Source organism: Burkholderia sp. MBR-1, assembly GCF_013822785.1.
GTDB classification, from domain to species: domain Bacteria; phylum Pseudomonadota; class Gammaproteobacteria; order Burkholderiales; family Burkholderiaceae; genus Burkholderia; species Burkholderia vietnamiensis.
On sequence record NZ_CP053609.1, the window covers coordinates 2414156 to 2429448 of the forward strand.

A 15293-nucleotide genomic window follows, 5' to 3' on the forward strand; every position below is an offset into this window, starting at 1 on the left:
CGCGCTTCCCCTAGTAATCCGAATAAAGCCGCACCGGCGTCGGCGTGACGAGCCAGCTGCGCGGCGCGCGCGCATCGAACGCATAGCGCACGTAGACCAGCGCCGAGCTCGGCGCATACGCGTGCGAGCGGTCGATATGCAGTTGTGCGCCGGCGCTCAGGTGCGGGTTCACGCGATATTCGACGATGCCGTTCACGCCGTACGAGAACGCCACGCCTTGCGTCGAACTGCCGGTATAGACGAAGCCGGCCCGCTGCTGCGCGGCGCGCTGGTCGGTCAGCGTCGGGTAGAACAGCGAATCCTTCTCGTAGCTGTTCGAGATCCCGGCCGTGACGGTCAGGTCCCACGACAGCGCGTCGCGCCGCCCCGCCCATTCGATCGGCACGCCGAGCGACAGGTAGCGCTGCGGGCTGTAGTAACCGCCCTGCCCGTACGTGTAGTAACGCAGGTTCTGCGCGTAGTGCCAGGCGTTGCCGACGAGGCCGGTGCTGATGCGCATCGTCGCGCGCTCGTAGACGGGCACCGTGAAGCCGGTGCGCAGCGTCGCTTCGGCGTTGCGCTCGACGTTGCGGCCCGACAGCACGCCCGCGCCGAATTCCGCGAACAGATTCACGCGGCCGACGTCGACCGAGCCGCGCAGGTTCACGCCGTCGCGGCGCACGCCGCCCCAGACCGCGCCGGTCCACGGGTCGCGCATCCCCGCATAGGACAGCACGCTGCTGGTTTCGGGCCGGCGCGACGCGTTCACGCTGAAGCTCGCCGGGCCCGCGTCGAACCGATAGCGCACGCCGCCGACGACGTAGTGCACCGGAAAGCCGAGCGGCGACGTGCCGAGGTCGACGCGCAACGCTTCGGTGCGGTAGCCGGCGCCGAGCGCGACGCCCGTCATCGACTGATGCAGGTCGCCCGGCTGCGCGAGCAGCGCGGCCGCCGCCGGATTCTGCGCGAACGGCGCCGGCAGCCCGATCGGCGACCTGAGCGCCGCGTAGGTGCCGAAGGTCTTCAGCGTGTACGTGTCCGGCACGCTCGTGTCGAGCGTGCCGGCGTCCAGATGCACGGTGTCGAGCTGCAGGAACGCATGACCGTCGTAGCGGATCGGCAGCTGCATGTAGATCGGCACCTGCTGCGCACGGTACGCGGACACGCCTTCGTCCCCGGACTTGTACGCGGGCAGCCAGCCGGCCTCGATCTCGGGATCGCGCCGCTGCTCGAGCTCCGCGAACGCGGCTTGCGCCGGCGTGCGGCCGTCGCGGCCGGGGCTCACGCCGGTCGCACGCTCCTGCGACTGCGACAGCCGGTACAGCGACGCGGCATCGTCGTAGCGCCCCTGCGCCTCGGCCACGCGGCCGGCCGCGACCGTCACGTCGGCGCGCGCCGGATAGGCGGCCTGCAACGGCTCGACCACCTGCGCGGCTTCGTCGGCGCGGCGCAGCGCGTTCAGGCGCCGCACCACCGACAGCCGCGTGTCGACGTCGTCGTCCGGCGTGCGCGCGAGCACTGCCTGCACGCGTGCGAGCGCAGCCTTGCGCTGGCCGCTGTCCTCGTCGATGCGCGCGAGTGCGAGTTGCACGTCGGCATCGTCCGGCGTGCGCGCGACGACCGGCGCGAGCGCGGCGCGCGCCGCATCATAATGGCCCTGCGCGCGTTCGAGATCGGCGAGCTCGAGCGCGTAGCGCGGGTCGGCCCGGCCGGCCGGGCTCGCGCGCTCGAGCAGCCGGCGCGCGCGCGCATAGTCCTGCTGCGCGATCGCGTCGTCGGTCTGGCGCAGCACGAGCCGCAACGACTGGTCTTCGAGACGCGCGGTCTGCGCCGGCGTCAGCCCGCGTTCGCCGCGCAGCGCGGCGAGCCATGCGGCGAGCGCGTCGTCGCGCGCCGCGCTGCCGAGCAGATCGCCGTAGCGCAGCCGCACGTCGGGATCGGCCTCGTTCGGATGCGCGGCGATCCAGTCGCGCAGCGGCGCGAGCCCGCGCTCGGGCTCGCCCGCGTCGATCCATTGCGCGCCGATCGCGGCCAGCATGTCGGGATCGTCGGGCGCGCTCGCCTGCGCGTGCGCGAGCGACGCGGCGAAGGCCGTCCGGTCGCCACCGCCCAGCGCGACGCGCGCGTCGGCCAGCGCCGCTTCGGCGTCGAGCTTGCGTGCGAGCGCGCGCATGCCGTCCGAGCGCTGCGCGTCGGCGATGCCGGCGAGCGCCGTCCGGGCGCCCGCGACGTCGTCGATCGAGTTGCGGTACAGCGCGCACGCATAGCGCATTTCGGGCGTATCGGCCTGCGCGAGGCCGTCGTCCATCACCGTGCGGCCGAGCTGCGGCAAGCCCATGTCGCGATACAGCCGCGCCAGCGCGAAACGCGTCCACGGCTCATCGGGCGCCGCGCGCACCGCGGCCTCGTAGCGCTGCGCGGCCGGGCCGCGCTCGCCCTTGTCGGCGAGCGCGCGCGCCTCGGTCGCGAGCAGGTCGGCACGCAACCCGTCGAGCGCGCGACGATCGTCGCTGCCGGTCACGCGGCTTTGCAGCGCGTCGAGCAACGGCCCGATGCGCTCGGCGCGCCCGGTGTTCTGATAAAGCAGCGCAGTGTCGCGCACGACCGACACGCTCGGCGAACGCACGGCGAGCAACTCGCGCAACAGCGGCTCCGCACGCGTCCAGTCGCGCTGCGCGAGCAGCGCATCGGCCAGCTGCAGCTTCGCGTCGGGGCTGTCGGGCTGCATCGCGAGCGCGGCGCGCGCCGAGCGCTCCGCGTCCTGCGGCCGGCCGGCCGAGGCCGCCGCGCGGCCCTGGGCGAGCAGGCCCCAGAACTGCGCGGTACGCGCGAGGCCCTGCCACTTGCCGCGCTGATCGGTTGTGGCCAGCGCCGCGGCACGCGCGAACAGCGCACGCGCTTCGTCATGCCGGCCTTCGCGCAGCCGCAGCAGCCCGAGGCCGCCGAGCGCATCGGCGTCGTCGGGCCGGGCGCGCGCGGCGCGCGCGAGCAGCGGATCGGCGCCGGCCAGATCGCCGCGGGCGAGCGCCTGCAGGCCGCGCTGCTGCGCGATGTAGTCGGGATCGCGTTCGAGCTTGCGCTGCGCGTCGCGCTGCTGGTCGAGCTGGGCCGCGCGGTCGTGGAATTCCGTGTCGTCCGGCACCAGTTCGAGATAAGCGTGCAGCGCGTCCAGATACGCGAGATCGGCGCCCGCGGACTGCAGCACGTGCCGCCAGATGTTCATCGCTTCCGTATGGTCGGCGTCCGGGCGCTTCGCGAGCGCCCATGCGATTCGGTTCGCCTCCGCGCGCGTCTCGGCGCGCTGGTTCAGCAGCCGCGCGAGCGCCATCGACGCGTTGACGTCCTGCGGATCGGCCGCGATCCGCCGACGCAACGCGGCGAGCGCCGCTTCGCGGCCGCCCGGCGCATTCGCGAGGATCTCGTAATACTCGGCGCCGAGCGCGCCCGACGGCGCGCCGTTCGGAAACAGCGCGACGATGCGGCGCGCGGCTTCGTCCGTGCGGCCGCTGCGGGCGAGCAGGCGAATCTGCGCCATCTCGCCGCGGCCGCTCGTCGCGACGCGGTATTCGTCGGCCGCGCGGCGCGTGTCCGGCGCCGCCGGTGCGCGCGCCTGCAGGCGCGCGAGCGCGGCCTGGGCGCCTTTCGAATCGCCGAGCCGCAGCAGCACGCGCATCTGCTCGGCGAGCAGGCCCGGATCGTCCGGTGCGATCAGCAGCCCCTTGCGCAGCGCATCGCGCGCAAGATCGTCGCGATGTTTGTCGCCCCACATGCGCGCGGTCGACAGCAGGCGCTGCGCGTCCGAGCGATCGGCCGCGCTCAGCGTCGCGGCCGGCTGGGACGTCACGACGTCCTGCGCCGGAGCCACGGTGACAGCGGCGGCGGCGGCCGGCACGGCCGCACCGATCGACGACGCGAGCCACGCGAACCGGGCGACGCGCGGCGCCGCGCGTTTCATCGTGCCGCGCATGGACGGCCCTCCCAGCGCGCGTCGAGCGTCCCGTCGGCGCCGAACCGGTAGCGACCGTCGCGCCAGCCGAGGCCGAACAGCGTCAGCACGCTCGTGTAATAGCCGGGCGGCGACTGGCGCGCGAGCGCATCGACCCGCGCGGCCTGCGCATCGGCGAGCGCCTGCTGGCCGCGCGCGGCGAGGAACGGCACGGCCGCCGCGGAGAAGCCGCCGTTGCCGTCGTTCGGCGCGGCGACGCCGGTGGTCGTGTCGACCCGCTCCGGCGGCGCGCCATGCGCGGCGATGTGGTCGGCGAACGGCGCGAAACGCGCGAGCAGCGGCGCGGCGAGCGGATCGCTGCGATCCAGCATGCCGGCCCACAGGTACACGCGAATCGCGTTGTACGCGCTTTCCGCGTGGGTCTGCGGATCGGGGCCGAAGCCGGCGCCCGCGCGATACAGCGCCCAGTCCGGCGCGAAGCCCTTCGGTGCGGTGTCGAGCAGCACGCGGCCTGTGCTCGTCATCAGCGCGGCCCAGCGGCGCTCGTCGGGCAAGCGGGCGGCAAGCCCGCGGATCACCTGCGGCGGCGAATAGCTCGGGTTCACGCGCCATTGCCCGTTCGCCAGCTTGAAGCCGGTCGGGCCGGGCAGCAGCGTGAGGCCGAGGCCCGGCACGCTGGCCGTCTCGGTGTCGAGCACGCGCTTGGCGAGCAGCGCACCGCGCGCGGTGTAGCTGCGCTCGTGCCACAGCCTGCCCGCTTCGACGAGCGTGTACGCGATCCACAGGTCGGCGTCCGACGCCGCGTTCGCGTCCAGCACGCGCCACGCGCCGTCCGGCGCGCGGCCCCACAGCCACGCGGGCAGATGCGCGCTCAGGTCGCCCTGCGCGAGATTGTTCTCGGTCCATGCGAGGATCGTGTCGAACGTGCGCCGGTCGTTCGCGACGAGCGCGAAGAACAGTCCATACGCCTGCCCCTCCGATACCGTGCGCGAATCGTCGGAGCCGACGTCGATCACCCGGCCGTCGGCCGACACGAAATCGCGCTTGAACGCGTCCCAGCGCGGCCACGCCGCGCCGCCGCATTGCGCCCCGGCCGACCCCGCCGCTGCGCCCGCGCCGTCCTGCGCCGCGTGCAGCGGGCCGGCTGCCGCGGCGGCCAGCGCGAGCGCCGCGCCGGCGCGCCGCGCCGCCCGCCGTGTTGCGTATGCCCACACCATCCGTTACATCCCCCGTCGGCGCGCGGCGATTCTCTGCAGCACGCTGAACACGCCGAGCGCGAGCAGCAGCCCGGCAACGACGCCGACCACGCCCAGCACGACCGGATGACGCGCCGCGTGCGTCCAGACGCGCGCATACCAGGGCACGAAGCCCACCACGTAGCGATCGCCGACGCGCAGGCTGTCGACCTGCCCCGGCCGCACCAGCGCGAGGTCGCCCTGCAGCTGCGACACGAGGCCCGGCTTCTCGAACACGTCGAGCAGGTCGCCCAGGCGCGGCTGGTCGGTCGCGGTCAGTGCGACGACGCTGCGGCCGTGACTGCCCGGCAACTCGAAACCGGCGAGCGCGGCCAGCGGGCCCGTCTGTTCAATGTGCGCGCCGCCGTCGGGCTGGCCGACGCCGTTGCGCCAGCGCTCCTTCACCGCGAACGCGACGCGCGTCGCGCCGGCGCCCGCCTGCGGGTCGATCGACAGCGGCGCGGCCGCGCGCCACTGCGACAGCAGCGGCGACGCAGGCGAGCCGTCGATCACCAGCAGATCCTTGCGGCCCGCGAGCGCGGCGACTTCGCCCGGCCGCGCGAGCTGCACGCGCAGCGCCGGGAAGCCGGTCCACTGGCCCATGTGGCCGAGCATCGTCAGATACGCTTCGAGCTCCTGCGGCGACGGCCGGTCGGGCACCACGACGGCGGTCTGCGATAGGTCGGCGAAGCGCGTGAACGGGAACCCGCTGTTCGCGAAGTACGCCAGATTCGGCAGTTGCGCGTAGTGGACGAAGTGCGAGAAGTCGATCGTCGAATCGGGGTCGACCGCCGCGCGCTGCGGCTCGAGCGCCGTGCTCGAGCACAGCGCCGTCTTCTGCGAATCGAGCGTGAAGCGCAACTGCAGCTGGTTGCCGCTGCCGACCCGGAACGCCGGAATGTCGACGTCGCTCGTCACGCGCCCTTCCGGCACCGACAGCAGCGGCAGCTGCATGCGGCCGCGCGCGTCTTCCGAATGGGCCGGCGCGAGCCGGTACGACTTCACGAGCTGGTCGTTGATCTCGACGGACAGCGTCGAGTCGTCCTGCACGCTCGGCGCCGTGTAGCGATAGCGCAGCGTGATCGGCACGCCGGAGCCGTTCCACGAATGCAGATCGGCCGGCACGTGCAGGTTCAGACGGATCGCGTCCGGCGACGTGCCGCGCACTTCCAGCTGGCGCGGGTCCGACACGAGCTCGCGGAACGCGATCGGCCGGTCGACCGGCAACCAGCGCGGCGCGTCGTACGGCTTGCGCGGCGCGCCGAGATCGACGTGCGCGACGGTCGCGGCCGGGCCCGACAGCGCCGCGCGGCCGAGCACGAGCGTCCCGACCGCGTCGTCGACCTCGGCCGCCGTGCGGCCGGTCACGATCAGCAGCTTGCGCCCGGGAGCGGCCGGGTTGTCGGCGACGGCGAGCAGCGGGCCGTTGACCGCCGGCAGCGCGAGGCCGGCCGGCAGCGTCGCGACCGTGCCGATCACGACGGCCTGGTCGTCGGCCGGCAGCGTCGTCGCGACCGGGAAGCGCGCCTGCCGGTAATCGGCCAGCGCGCCGAACCATGACGCGAGCACGCCGGCACTGCGCAGCGTCGCCGAGTCGGGCGACGCCGGCAGCACGAACGACAGCCGCAGGCGGCCGTTGTCGCGCCGGTCGAAGAACGGCGCGGGCAGCAGCGCCAGATCGTTCGGCAGGCGCACCGGCGCTTCGTCGAGGATCAGCTCGCTGGTCGGGCTCACGTCGGCCCACAGCGCCGAGTTCGACGGGTCTTCGCAATGATCGAGCGTGTAATGCGCGATCAGGCGCAGGCCGATCTGGTTGAAATCGGAGAAGTAGCGCGGATCGATCGGGATGTCCTGCGTGACCATGCGGCCCGCGCGCGGCGCGTCGAACGGCACGGTCGAGACGACCTCGCCGTTCACCAGCACCTTCAGATGCGACATCGGAAACACCAGCGACGGCGAATACGCGTAGGTCAGGCGCAGCCGCGCGCCGGTCACCACGCGATCGAGCCGCACGCCCGCGTTGATCGTGCGCGCATCGTCGGCGCCGCGCAGATGCAGCGGGTCGAACGCGCCGAGCGACGCGAACGGCAGACGCACGGTGATGGCCGGTCCGCCGGCTGCAGCCGTGGTGGCCGCGCCCGATGCGGCGGCAACCTGTGGCGCGCGCGCAACATCGGCGGGTGCGGACGCGGCGCCGGCAACCGCAGGCACGGCCGACCCGGCCGACGCGACCGGCATCGGCGCGGCGGACGGCGCGGCGGTATGCAATGCGCCGAACAGCGCAGCGGACAGCATGAACAACGACGCGGCCGGCCTCATGCTCGGCCCCGCATCGTTTCGAACGTCCGGTGATCCAGCGCGCCGCGACCGGCGCGCGCAAAGCAGCTATGCCCGTAAGTGCACATCCCCACTGCTTCCCCTCAATAATCTATCTGGCCTGAATTCATTTATCTGAACGGCGACGCGGCTTCTTTGTCCGGTCGCGCGTCTACGCGAGCGCCTGGCACCGGCGCTACCCCATTCGTCACACTATCTTAAAAATAGGACGAAAGCCGCACGATTCAGCAACGCCGAAGCGAAAAAAACTCAATTCGGTCGGAAATGCTGCGTGCAGCGATTGAATGGCAAAACTTGCACGAGGGCTGGCGATCGGCCTGCCAGCATCGAGTCGGTGCGGCAGGTGTGCGTGGAGACGGATTGCGGCTCCTTGCGGGCCGCCCGAAATGTGCGCTGCCGCGTGGGCGGCGCGTATGCTACCGCAAGCGTGCGCCGCACGTCGGGATTTCTTCGCGCAAAGCTGATTTATATCAAATCGATTCCGCGGTTCGGTCACGCGGTTCGGGCCATTGCTGCGCTGCGTCGCGGGCGGCGCCGCGATCGTGTGGCGCGGCCGGGCGCTAATGGGTCGCTAACGGGCCGCTAATGCGCCGAGATGGCCGTCAATGGCCCACCGGCACCGCGATCGCGACCGCCACCACGACCCATTGCACGATCGCGACGAGCATGCCGGCCCGGCATAACCGGACCGCGCCGCGCACGCGCGCGTCGAGCCCGCGCGCGGCGCTGCGTGGATCGATCCAGCCGAGGTCGGCCAGTGCGCGATCGAGCGCGGTGAGCGCGTGGCCGAGCTCGTCGTCGCCGTCGTCCGACGTCGCGTGCGCGAGCGCGGCGAACAAGCGGCGATCGATCTCGATGCGCACCGCGTACCACAGCGCGGCGATCGCCGAGCCGGCGCTGATGACGGCCAGCACCGCGCGCGCGATGCTCGCCGGCGGCCAGCCCGATGCGATCCATCCGCCCGCGCCGGCCGCCGCCAGCGCGGCCGCGATCGCCCACGCGCCCGCGTCGAGCACGCCGCGTGCGGCGGCGATCCGGAACGGCGCCGAGGAAGCGCCGCTCATGCGCGCCCCGCCGCGCGGCGATCGAGCCAGTCCTGCAGCACGGCGACCGCGTCGTCGGACCAGACCGCCCGCGCTCGCACCTCGCGCACCGCGGCGAGTGCGTCGCGCGCGTCGCTCAGCCCGCGCCGTGCCGCGAGCCATGCAGCCGCGCACAGCACGCTGCGCCCGTAGCCGAGCGCGCAATGAACCAGCACGTCGCGGCCTTGCGCATGCAGGCGCTCGATGGCCTCGACCGCCGCCGCGAGTTGCGCGCAGCTCGGCACCACCAGATCGAGCTGCGGCACCGCCGCATACGCGAGCGACGCGTCGGCCGCGGCCCAGCGCGGCATCTCGGCCGTCAGGTCGACGAGCGCGGTGAAGCCGTGGCGTCGCACGTCGCGCGTCGTCGGCGTGCGGCCGATCCACACGCGCTCGGCGACGCGCACCGGCGCCGCGTGCCGCAACGTCCACAGCCGCGAATTGACGAACGCGCCGACGATCGTCGGCGCGAGCAGCCAGCGCGCGAACACCGGCATGCGGCCGGCGTCGTCCTTCTGGAACGCGGCGGGCGCGCCGCGCCAGTAAGCCCACGCGACGCACGCGAGCGTCAGCGCGACCCACCCGGCGAGCAACGCCGCGGCCGGCGCGCGCGGCACGCACCAGAGCGCGACCAGCACGAACGTCGCCGCGCCGAGCGCATAGCGGCGCGCGAGCGCGCGGCTCGCCGCGCACGGCGCAGCGTCGCCGCTGCGCGAGCGGCCCGCCGCATCGCGCAACGGAAACAGGAACAGTGCGATGCAGCCGACGGCCGCGCCGGTCGGCACGTCGATCACGTGGTGCTGGTAGGTCGTCAGCACCGATACGCCGATCGCCGCGAACCACAGATGCAGCAGCGCCCGCGCGAGCGTGCCGCGCAGCTGCTGCGCGTAGACGGCCCACAGCACGACGAGCAGCCCGATGTGCAGCGACGGCGCCTGGTTGTACGGCTTGTCGAACCCCATCAGCAGCGTGAACAACGCGCCGGCCACGCCGCTCGCGTCGGGACGCGCGAAGCCGAAGCGCAGCGGCCATGCGATGAAGCAGGCGACCGACACGAGCTGCACGGTCAGCAGCCGCTTCACGTGGTCGAGCAGATCGTCGCGACGGGTCCAGAACAGGAACGACAGCGCGTACAGCAGATCGATCGACCAATACGGCACGATCGTCCACGGCACGAACGGGATCGCGTGCTCCCAGCCGAACGCGAAGGTCGGCACCGCGGCGCGGCGCGCGGCGAGCCAGTTCGCGAGACCGTAGGTGGAGAAGAACAGCGCGCCCATCGCCGCGAGCGCGCCGATGCGCAACGCCCAGGACGCGTCGCCTGCGCCGGCCGCCGCCTGCGTGGCACGGCCCGCGCGAACGCCGGGCGCGCTCATTGCGCGTCGACCCGCTGGGCCAGGCTGACCGTGAAGATGCCCATCGCGTCGATGCGCTGGTCGAGCTTGCGAAAGCCCGCGCGCGCGACGAGCTCGTCCATCTCGGCCTGCGAGCGGCGGCGCATCACCCACGTCGCCTCGCCGCGGTGATTGTTCAGCACGCGCGCGATGAATTCGAGCTGCGGATGCCAGGGCTGCCCCGTATAGACCAGATACCCGCCGGGCGGCACGGCCTGCGCGAGCCCGCGCAGCGAGCGCTCGACGAGCGCGTTGTCCCCGAACAGCTCGTACAGCCCCGACACGATCGCGAGCGTCGGACGCGGCTCGAGCGTCGCGAGCGACGCGTCGTCGAACGCATCGCCGCGCTCGAAGCGCGCGATCGGCTCGAGGCCGCGCTGCGCGATCAGCACGCGCCCGGCATCGACGTTCGGCGCGCTGTAGTCGCGCAGCAGGATGTCGTCGGGCGCCCCGCCGTCGCGCTCGGCGGCCGTCGCGATCGCGTCGAGCACGTAGCGCCCGTGGCCGGCCGCGATGTCGACGATGCGCACCGGTTCGCCGCGGCTGCGCAGCCGGCCGATCGCCGCACCGATCAACTCCTGCAGGTGCAGCTTGCGCTGGCGAATGCCGGCCCAGCCCGGCGAGTCGAGATAGGTGCGATCGATCCGCGCGCCGATGCCGAAGCGCCCCTGCGCGCGATTGCGGTACACGTAGTCGAGCGTCGAGCCCGAATCGAAGCCGAGCCGCAGCCCGAGCGCGATGCCGTCCGACAGCGCGCCGCCCGCCTTCAGGCCGGCCCGCACCAACGCCCAGTACGCGCGCGCGAACGGGCTCCCCGGCGCAGCGCGGAGCGCCACGTATTCGTCATGGAACGCGCCGCGCCGGTCGGCGTCGGCGAGCGACACGCGCGGGCCCGGCGTGTCGAATTCGCGCAGCACGAACGCGCGCAGCGGCGCGAGCGCCTGCGTGCGGTCGCGCTCGCCGAGCGTATCGTGATAGAAGCCCGGCAGCACGATGCGCTCCTTGCGCGCGGCGCCGAGCCGCTCGAAGAAGCGATCCTGCGGAGCGCGATGCACGACCCAGTCGGCGCCCGAGATCAGCAGCTGGGTCGGCACCGTGATCGCGGCCGCATCGGCGACGATCCGCTGCGCGGTGTCGTGCAGATCGAGCAGCATGTTGACCGCGATCGGCCGCGTGACCAGCGGATCGGCCGCATAGCTCGCGATCCGCTGCGGGTCGTGCGTGAGGAATTTCGGCTTCACGTAGCTGTTCACGTAGAACAGGCCGCGCAGCTTGTGCATCAGCCGCAAGCCCGGCCGCGCGAACGGTACGTACAGCTTGATGTGGAACGCGGGCGACGCGAGCACGAGGCAGCGGATCGGCGGCGCATAGTCGTGCGCCCACGCGGCTGCGAGCACCGCGCCGACGCTCTGTCCGACGACGGCGATGTCCTCGATCGCGACGCCGTGCGTGTCGCGAATGTGCTCGACGAAGCTCTGCAGATCGCGCACCGACGCGGCCGCGCCCGGACTGTAGCCGCGCGCGCCGGGCGAGCGGCCGTGGCCGCGCGCGTCCCATGCGAAGAACGCGAAGTCGGGCAGGTCGAGCTCGTCGACGAGGTGCGCGACACGCGCCGAATGCTCGTGACCGCGATGCAGCAGCACGATCGCGCCGCGGCAGCGCGGCGCGGTGGCGGGCCAGTGACGATAGAACAGCGCGGTGCCGTCGTGCGCGATGAAGTCGGCCTCGCGGGCCGTGCGTGCGCTCATGCGATCTCTCTCGTTTCGTTATTCGAATCATGCGGCGCCGCCCCCGGCGCCGGTCTCACGCGCGTGCCGTCAATCGTCAGCCATCAGTCATCAGCCGCCGGCTTCCGCGACGCCGGCCCGCACGCGCCGCACGGCCGTCACGATCGACAGCACGATCAGCACGCGCCACAGCCACGCGCCGACGCCGCCGATCGGCAGGCCGACGCCGAACCACAGCGCGAACGCACCGAGCGCGAGCGCACGGTCGCTCTTGCCGAACGGGCCGTCGTAGCGGCGCGTCGCGCCCGCGAGCGGGCCGATCAGCCCCGCGCATTCGACGATGACGGCGGCGAGCGCGAACAACCAGACGTCGGCCGGCGCGAACGCGGGAATCGCGAGAAACGGCAATACGAGCGCGAGATCGGACACGACGTCGCCGAGCTCGTTCAGGTACGCGCCGAGCGTGCTTTTCTGCCCGTGTTCGCGCGCGAGCATGCCGTCGATCGCGTTGAGCGCCATCCGCGCGAACAGCCAGACCGGAATCAGCAGGAACAGCGCGCGGGCGAACCCGCCGAGCCCCGCGAGCGCACCGACGACGATCGAGCCGCCCGCCGCGAACAACGTGACCTGGTTGGCGGTGACACCGCGCTCGGCGAGGGAATCCGCGAACGGACGCAGGCAGTTCTGGAATTTTGGTTTGAGTGCGTAGAGGCTCATGATTTTTCTGGTTCGGCACGCTCGGACACGTTCGCCGCCGCCCTACCCCCGGCGGCTCGACCGCCGCGATCGGCGGTCGTCAGGTGGGCGTAATCGTCGCCGAGCGGCTGCGACGCGTCAAGCCGTGCGCCGCGTTCGTTGCGCGCGCAATCTGGCATTTTCGACCGAAACTCGCGATAATCCGCAAGCCCGTCAGCACACCAATCCATTCGAATTGCAGCGGGCGCTCGTGCAATAGCCGATTATTACGCCGCCGATCGGCGCATTCGCCGCACTCCGATACAAGCGGCAACGCGTCCGGCCGTCGCGGCCCTGCGACAGGCAGCCACGAATTTGACAAAAATTGAACCATGGCCGTCCGGTGCGCATCCTGCCGCGCCGGCATTTCGGGATCCACGCGGTCGCCGCGCATCGGTGGCGGCACGCTCACGCATGCGGGAGGCGCGGCGCCGATGAACATCGTCAACGTCTGGCAACGCGATTTCCTGCTGTCAATCGTGCGGCTCGTGGCCGGCGCGTATCCGGTATGGCATCAGGGCCGCCCCGCGCCGACGCAGAAGATCTACTTCTCCAACCACACGAGCCATATCGACACGCTCGCGATTCTCGCGGCGCTGCCGCGCGACGTGCGCGCGGTCGTGCGGCCCGTCGCCGCGCGCGACTACTGGGACAGCGGCAATCTGAAGCGGCACATCGCGCAGAAGCTGCTGAACGTCGTGCTGATCGATCGCCACCGCGAGTCGGGCGGCGACCCGCTCGACCCCGTGCGCGACGCGCTGCGGCAAGGCCACTCGATCATCATCTTTCCGGAAGGCACGCGCGGTGCGGACGTGCTGCCGCAGCCGTTCAAGAGCGGGCTGTACCACCTCGCGACCGAATTCCCGGACGTCGCGCTCGCGCCCGTCTACCTCGAGAACCTGCAGCGGATCATGCCGAAGGGCACGATCTGGCCCGTGCCGCTGATCTGCAACGTGCATTTCGGCGCGAACGATGCGCTTCGCGCCGGCGAGGACAAGCCGACCTTCCTCGCGCGCATGCGCGACGCGCTCGTCGCGCTCGCGCCGCCGCAGCGGCCGGCCGGCTGAACGCGGCGCCTACTCTTCCTATTCCGGACTTCTTCATGCGAACTCTCTTCTGGGAACTGGTCGCGGGCGTCACCGGCGTGCTGGTGATCGCGACCGTGATCGGCGCGATCCTCGGCGCGCGCAGCGGCGGCGCGAACGCGACCATCGTCAACCTGAACCAGCGCATCCGCGCGTGGTGGGCGATGATCGCGATCATGGTGGTCGCGATCAGCCTCGGCAACAACGTCACGTATTTCGTGTTCGCGCTGCTGTCGTACCTGACGCTGCGCGAATTCATCACGCTCACGCCGACGACGCCGAGCGACCACACCACGCTGTTCATCGCGTTCTTCGTCGCGATTCCGGTGCAGTACCTGCTGCTCGCGATCAACTGGTACGGGATGTATTCGATCTTCGTGCCGGTGCACCTGTTCTTCGCGATGTCGCTGGTGTCGGCGCTCACGCAGGACACGCGCGAATTCCTGAGCCGCAACGCGAAGATCAACTGGGCGCTGATGGTGTGCGTGTACGGGCTCAGCCATGCGCCCGCCGTGCTGATCCTCGACATTCCGCACTACGCGGGGCAGAACGCGCTGCTGCTGTTCTTCTTCCTGTTCGTCGTGCAGATCAGCGACGTGCTGCAGTACGTGGTCGGCAAGCTGTTCGGCCGCCGCAAGATCGCACCGCAGCTGTCGCCGTCGAAGACGGTCGAGGGCTTCGTCGGCGGCGGCTTGCTCGCGACGCTGTGCGGCGCGTCGCTGTATCGCGTGACGCCGTTCAGCTTCGGCGCGGCGTTCGGCATTTCGCTCGCGGTCGTGATCGCGGGCTTCGTCGGCGGGCTCGTGCTGTCGGCCGTGAAGCGCTCGCTCGGCACGAAGGACTGGGGCTCGATGATCGCCGGTCACGGCGGGATGCTCGATCGCGTCGATTCGATCTGCTTCGCCGCGCCGGTGTTCTTCCATCTCGTGCGGTATCTGTACGTCTGACGCGCGGGCGCGCGGCGTGCCGAGGGGTGCTTGCCGGGTGCCGCGCAGCGCCGCTCAATAGCCTTCGCGCAACGGCTTCGGCACGACGTAGCGGCCGCGTGCCGCGTCGAACTTCACCGTGTAGCGCGCGTGGATCTCGTGGCTGCCGCGCCGGCCCGTCTCGATGACCGTCAACGGATAGACGTCGTCCGTGGCCGTCGTGTCGGGCGCGATCGCGAACGTGGGGTGCTCGCAATGCGGCTTCGCGTTGGCGCAATCGAGCGAGCCACCGTTGTCGAGCGCTTCGTCGATGCGCGGCGCGGCTTCGACGAGCGCGTTGCGGTACGGCAGCCGGATCGACCGGCTCGTCTGCGTATAGCCCTGCAACGTGGTGCCGTCGCCGATCACGAAACCGAACAGATGCGGGCCGAGCCGCTCGATGCGCACCGTGCCCGGCGTGCCGTCCGAGCCCATGCCCTGCATCCCGTTGGCGACGGCCGCGTCGGTCTCGCCGCACATCGCGAGCAGCATGCGTGGACCGTCGGCCGTCGCGACCCGCAACGTTCCGCGTGCCGAATAGATCGAGTCGCCGGCAGCCGGCTGCCAGCCTTTGCGGTCGGCGCGCCACGCGCCGTAGGTGTCGCGGATGAACGCGTGCAGCCCGCGCTCGAGCGCAGCCGGCGCGCCGCGTATGCGTATGCGGGTGCAACCGCGCAGAGGGCAGACAGGAGTGCCAAGGCTGCTGCGAACAGCTGCAGGCGCGACTTTGGAGACGGGACGGTCATGATGGTGTTCTCGGAGCGGGTTGCGAGCTGTTGCGGGCGATCGGTGCCGATGCGGCGCGCAC

General features: G+C 71.8%; 10 protein-coding genes and 1 pseudogene. 2 read left to right on the forward strand and 9 right to left on the reverse strand.

Annotated features, from left to right (window positions below):
- Positions 1-10: 10 nt before the first annotated feature.
- The 8 genes from MBR110_RS11065 to MBR110_RS11095 form a co-directional block, all read right to left on the reverse strand.
- Positions 11-3946, reverse strand: a complete 3936-nt coding sequence (locus MBR110_RS11065; protein ID WP_181709067.1) for a cellulose synthase subunit BcsC-related outer membrane protein — start codon at positions 3944-3946, stop codon at positions 11-13.
- Positions 3931-5142, reverse strand: a complete 1212-nt coding sequence (bcsZ, locus tag MBR110_RS32110; RefSeq protein WP_045579244.1) for a cellulose synthase complex periplasmic endoglucanase BcsZ — start codon at positions 5140-5142, stop codon at positions 3931-3933. The genes MBR110_RS11065 and bcsZ overlap by 16 nt, the downstream gene beginning before the upstream one ends.
- Before the next feature lie 3 nt (positions 5143-5145).
- On the reverse strand, positions 5146-7479 hold the full coding sequence (gene bcsB, locus MBR110_RS11070) for a cellulose biosynthesis cyclic di-GMP-binding regulatory protein BcsB (RefSeq protein WP_212165408.1): 2334 nt from the start codon (positions 7477-7479) through the stop codon (positions 5146-5148).
- A 620-nt stretch (positions 7480-8099) separates the two neighbouring features.
- Positions 8100-8561: a hypothetical protein gene (locus tag MBR110_RS11075; RefSeq protein ID WP_059462253.1), complete on the reverse strand. Its 462-nt coding sequence runs from the start codon at positions 8559-8561 to the stop codon at positions 8100-8102.
- On the reverse strand, positions 8558-9955 hold the full coding sequence (locus tag MBR110_RS11080; RefSeq protein ID WP_131753617.1) for a phosphatase PAP2 family protein: 1398 nt from the start codon (positions 9953-9955) through the stop codon (positions 8558-8560). The genes MBR110_RS11075 and MBR110_RS11080 overlap by 4 nt, the downstream gene beginning before the upstream one ends.
- Entirely contained in the window at positions 9952-11721 is a 1770-nt protein-coding gene (locus MBR110_RS11085) for a bifunctional alpha/beta hydrolase/class I SAM-dependent methyltransferase (protein WP_181709068.1), read from the reverse strand. The genes MBR110_RS11080 and MBR110_RS11085 overlap by 4 nt, the downstream gene beginning before the upstream one ends.
- A gap of 90 nt (positions 11722-11811) precedes the next feature.
- The gene (locus tag MBR110_RS11090; protein WP_011884371.1) at positions 11812-12417 is read right to left on the reverse strand and encodes a CDP-alcohol phosphatidyltransferase family protein; all 606 of its coding nucleotides are present in this window, start codon (positions 12415-12417) and stop codon (positions 11812-11814) included.
- A 79-nt stretch (positions 12418-12496) separates the two neighbouring features.
- On the reverse strand, positions 12497-12877 hold the full coding sequence (locus tag MBR110_RS11095) for a hypothetical protein (protein WP_155416765.1): 381 nt from the start codon (positions 12875-12877) through the stop codon (positions 12497-12499).
- On the opposite strand from MBR110_RS11095, the gene MBR110_RS11100 reads away from it, so the two are divergent.
- Positions 12870-13502 carry a lysophospholipid acyltransferase family protein gene (locus MBR110_RS11100; protein ID WP_175994797.1) on the forward strand — a complete coding sequence of 211 codons (633 nt, stop codon included), beginning with the start codon at positions 12870-12872 and terminating at the stop codon, positions 13500-13502. The genes MBR110_RS11095 and MBR110_RS11100 overlap by 8 nt on opposite strands.
- A 35-nt stretch (positions 13503-13537) precedes the next feature.
- Positions 13538-14467 (forward strand): phosphatidate cytidylyltransferase, encoded by a 930-nt coding sequence (locus MBR110_RS11105; RefSeq protein ID WP_011884369.1) that lies wholly within the window; start codon positions 13538-13540, stop codon positions 14465-14467.
- A gap of 54 nt (positions 14468-14521) precedes the next feature.
- Here MBR110_RS11105 and MBR110_RS11110 read toward each other — a convergent pair.
- A pseudogene (locus tag MBR110_RS11110) lies at positions 14522-15231 on the reverse strand (topoisomerase IV).
- Positions 15232-15293: the final 62 nt, after the last annotated feature.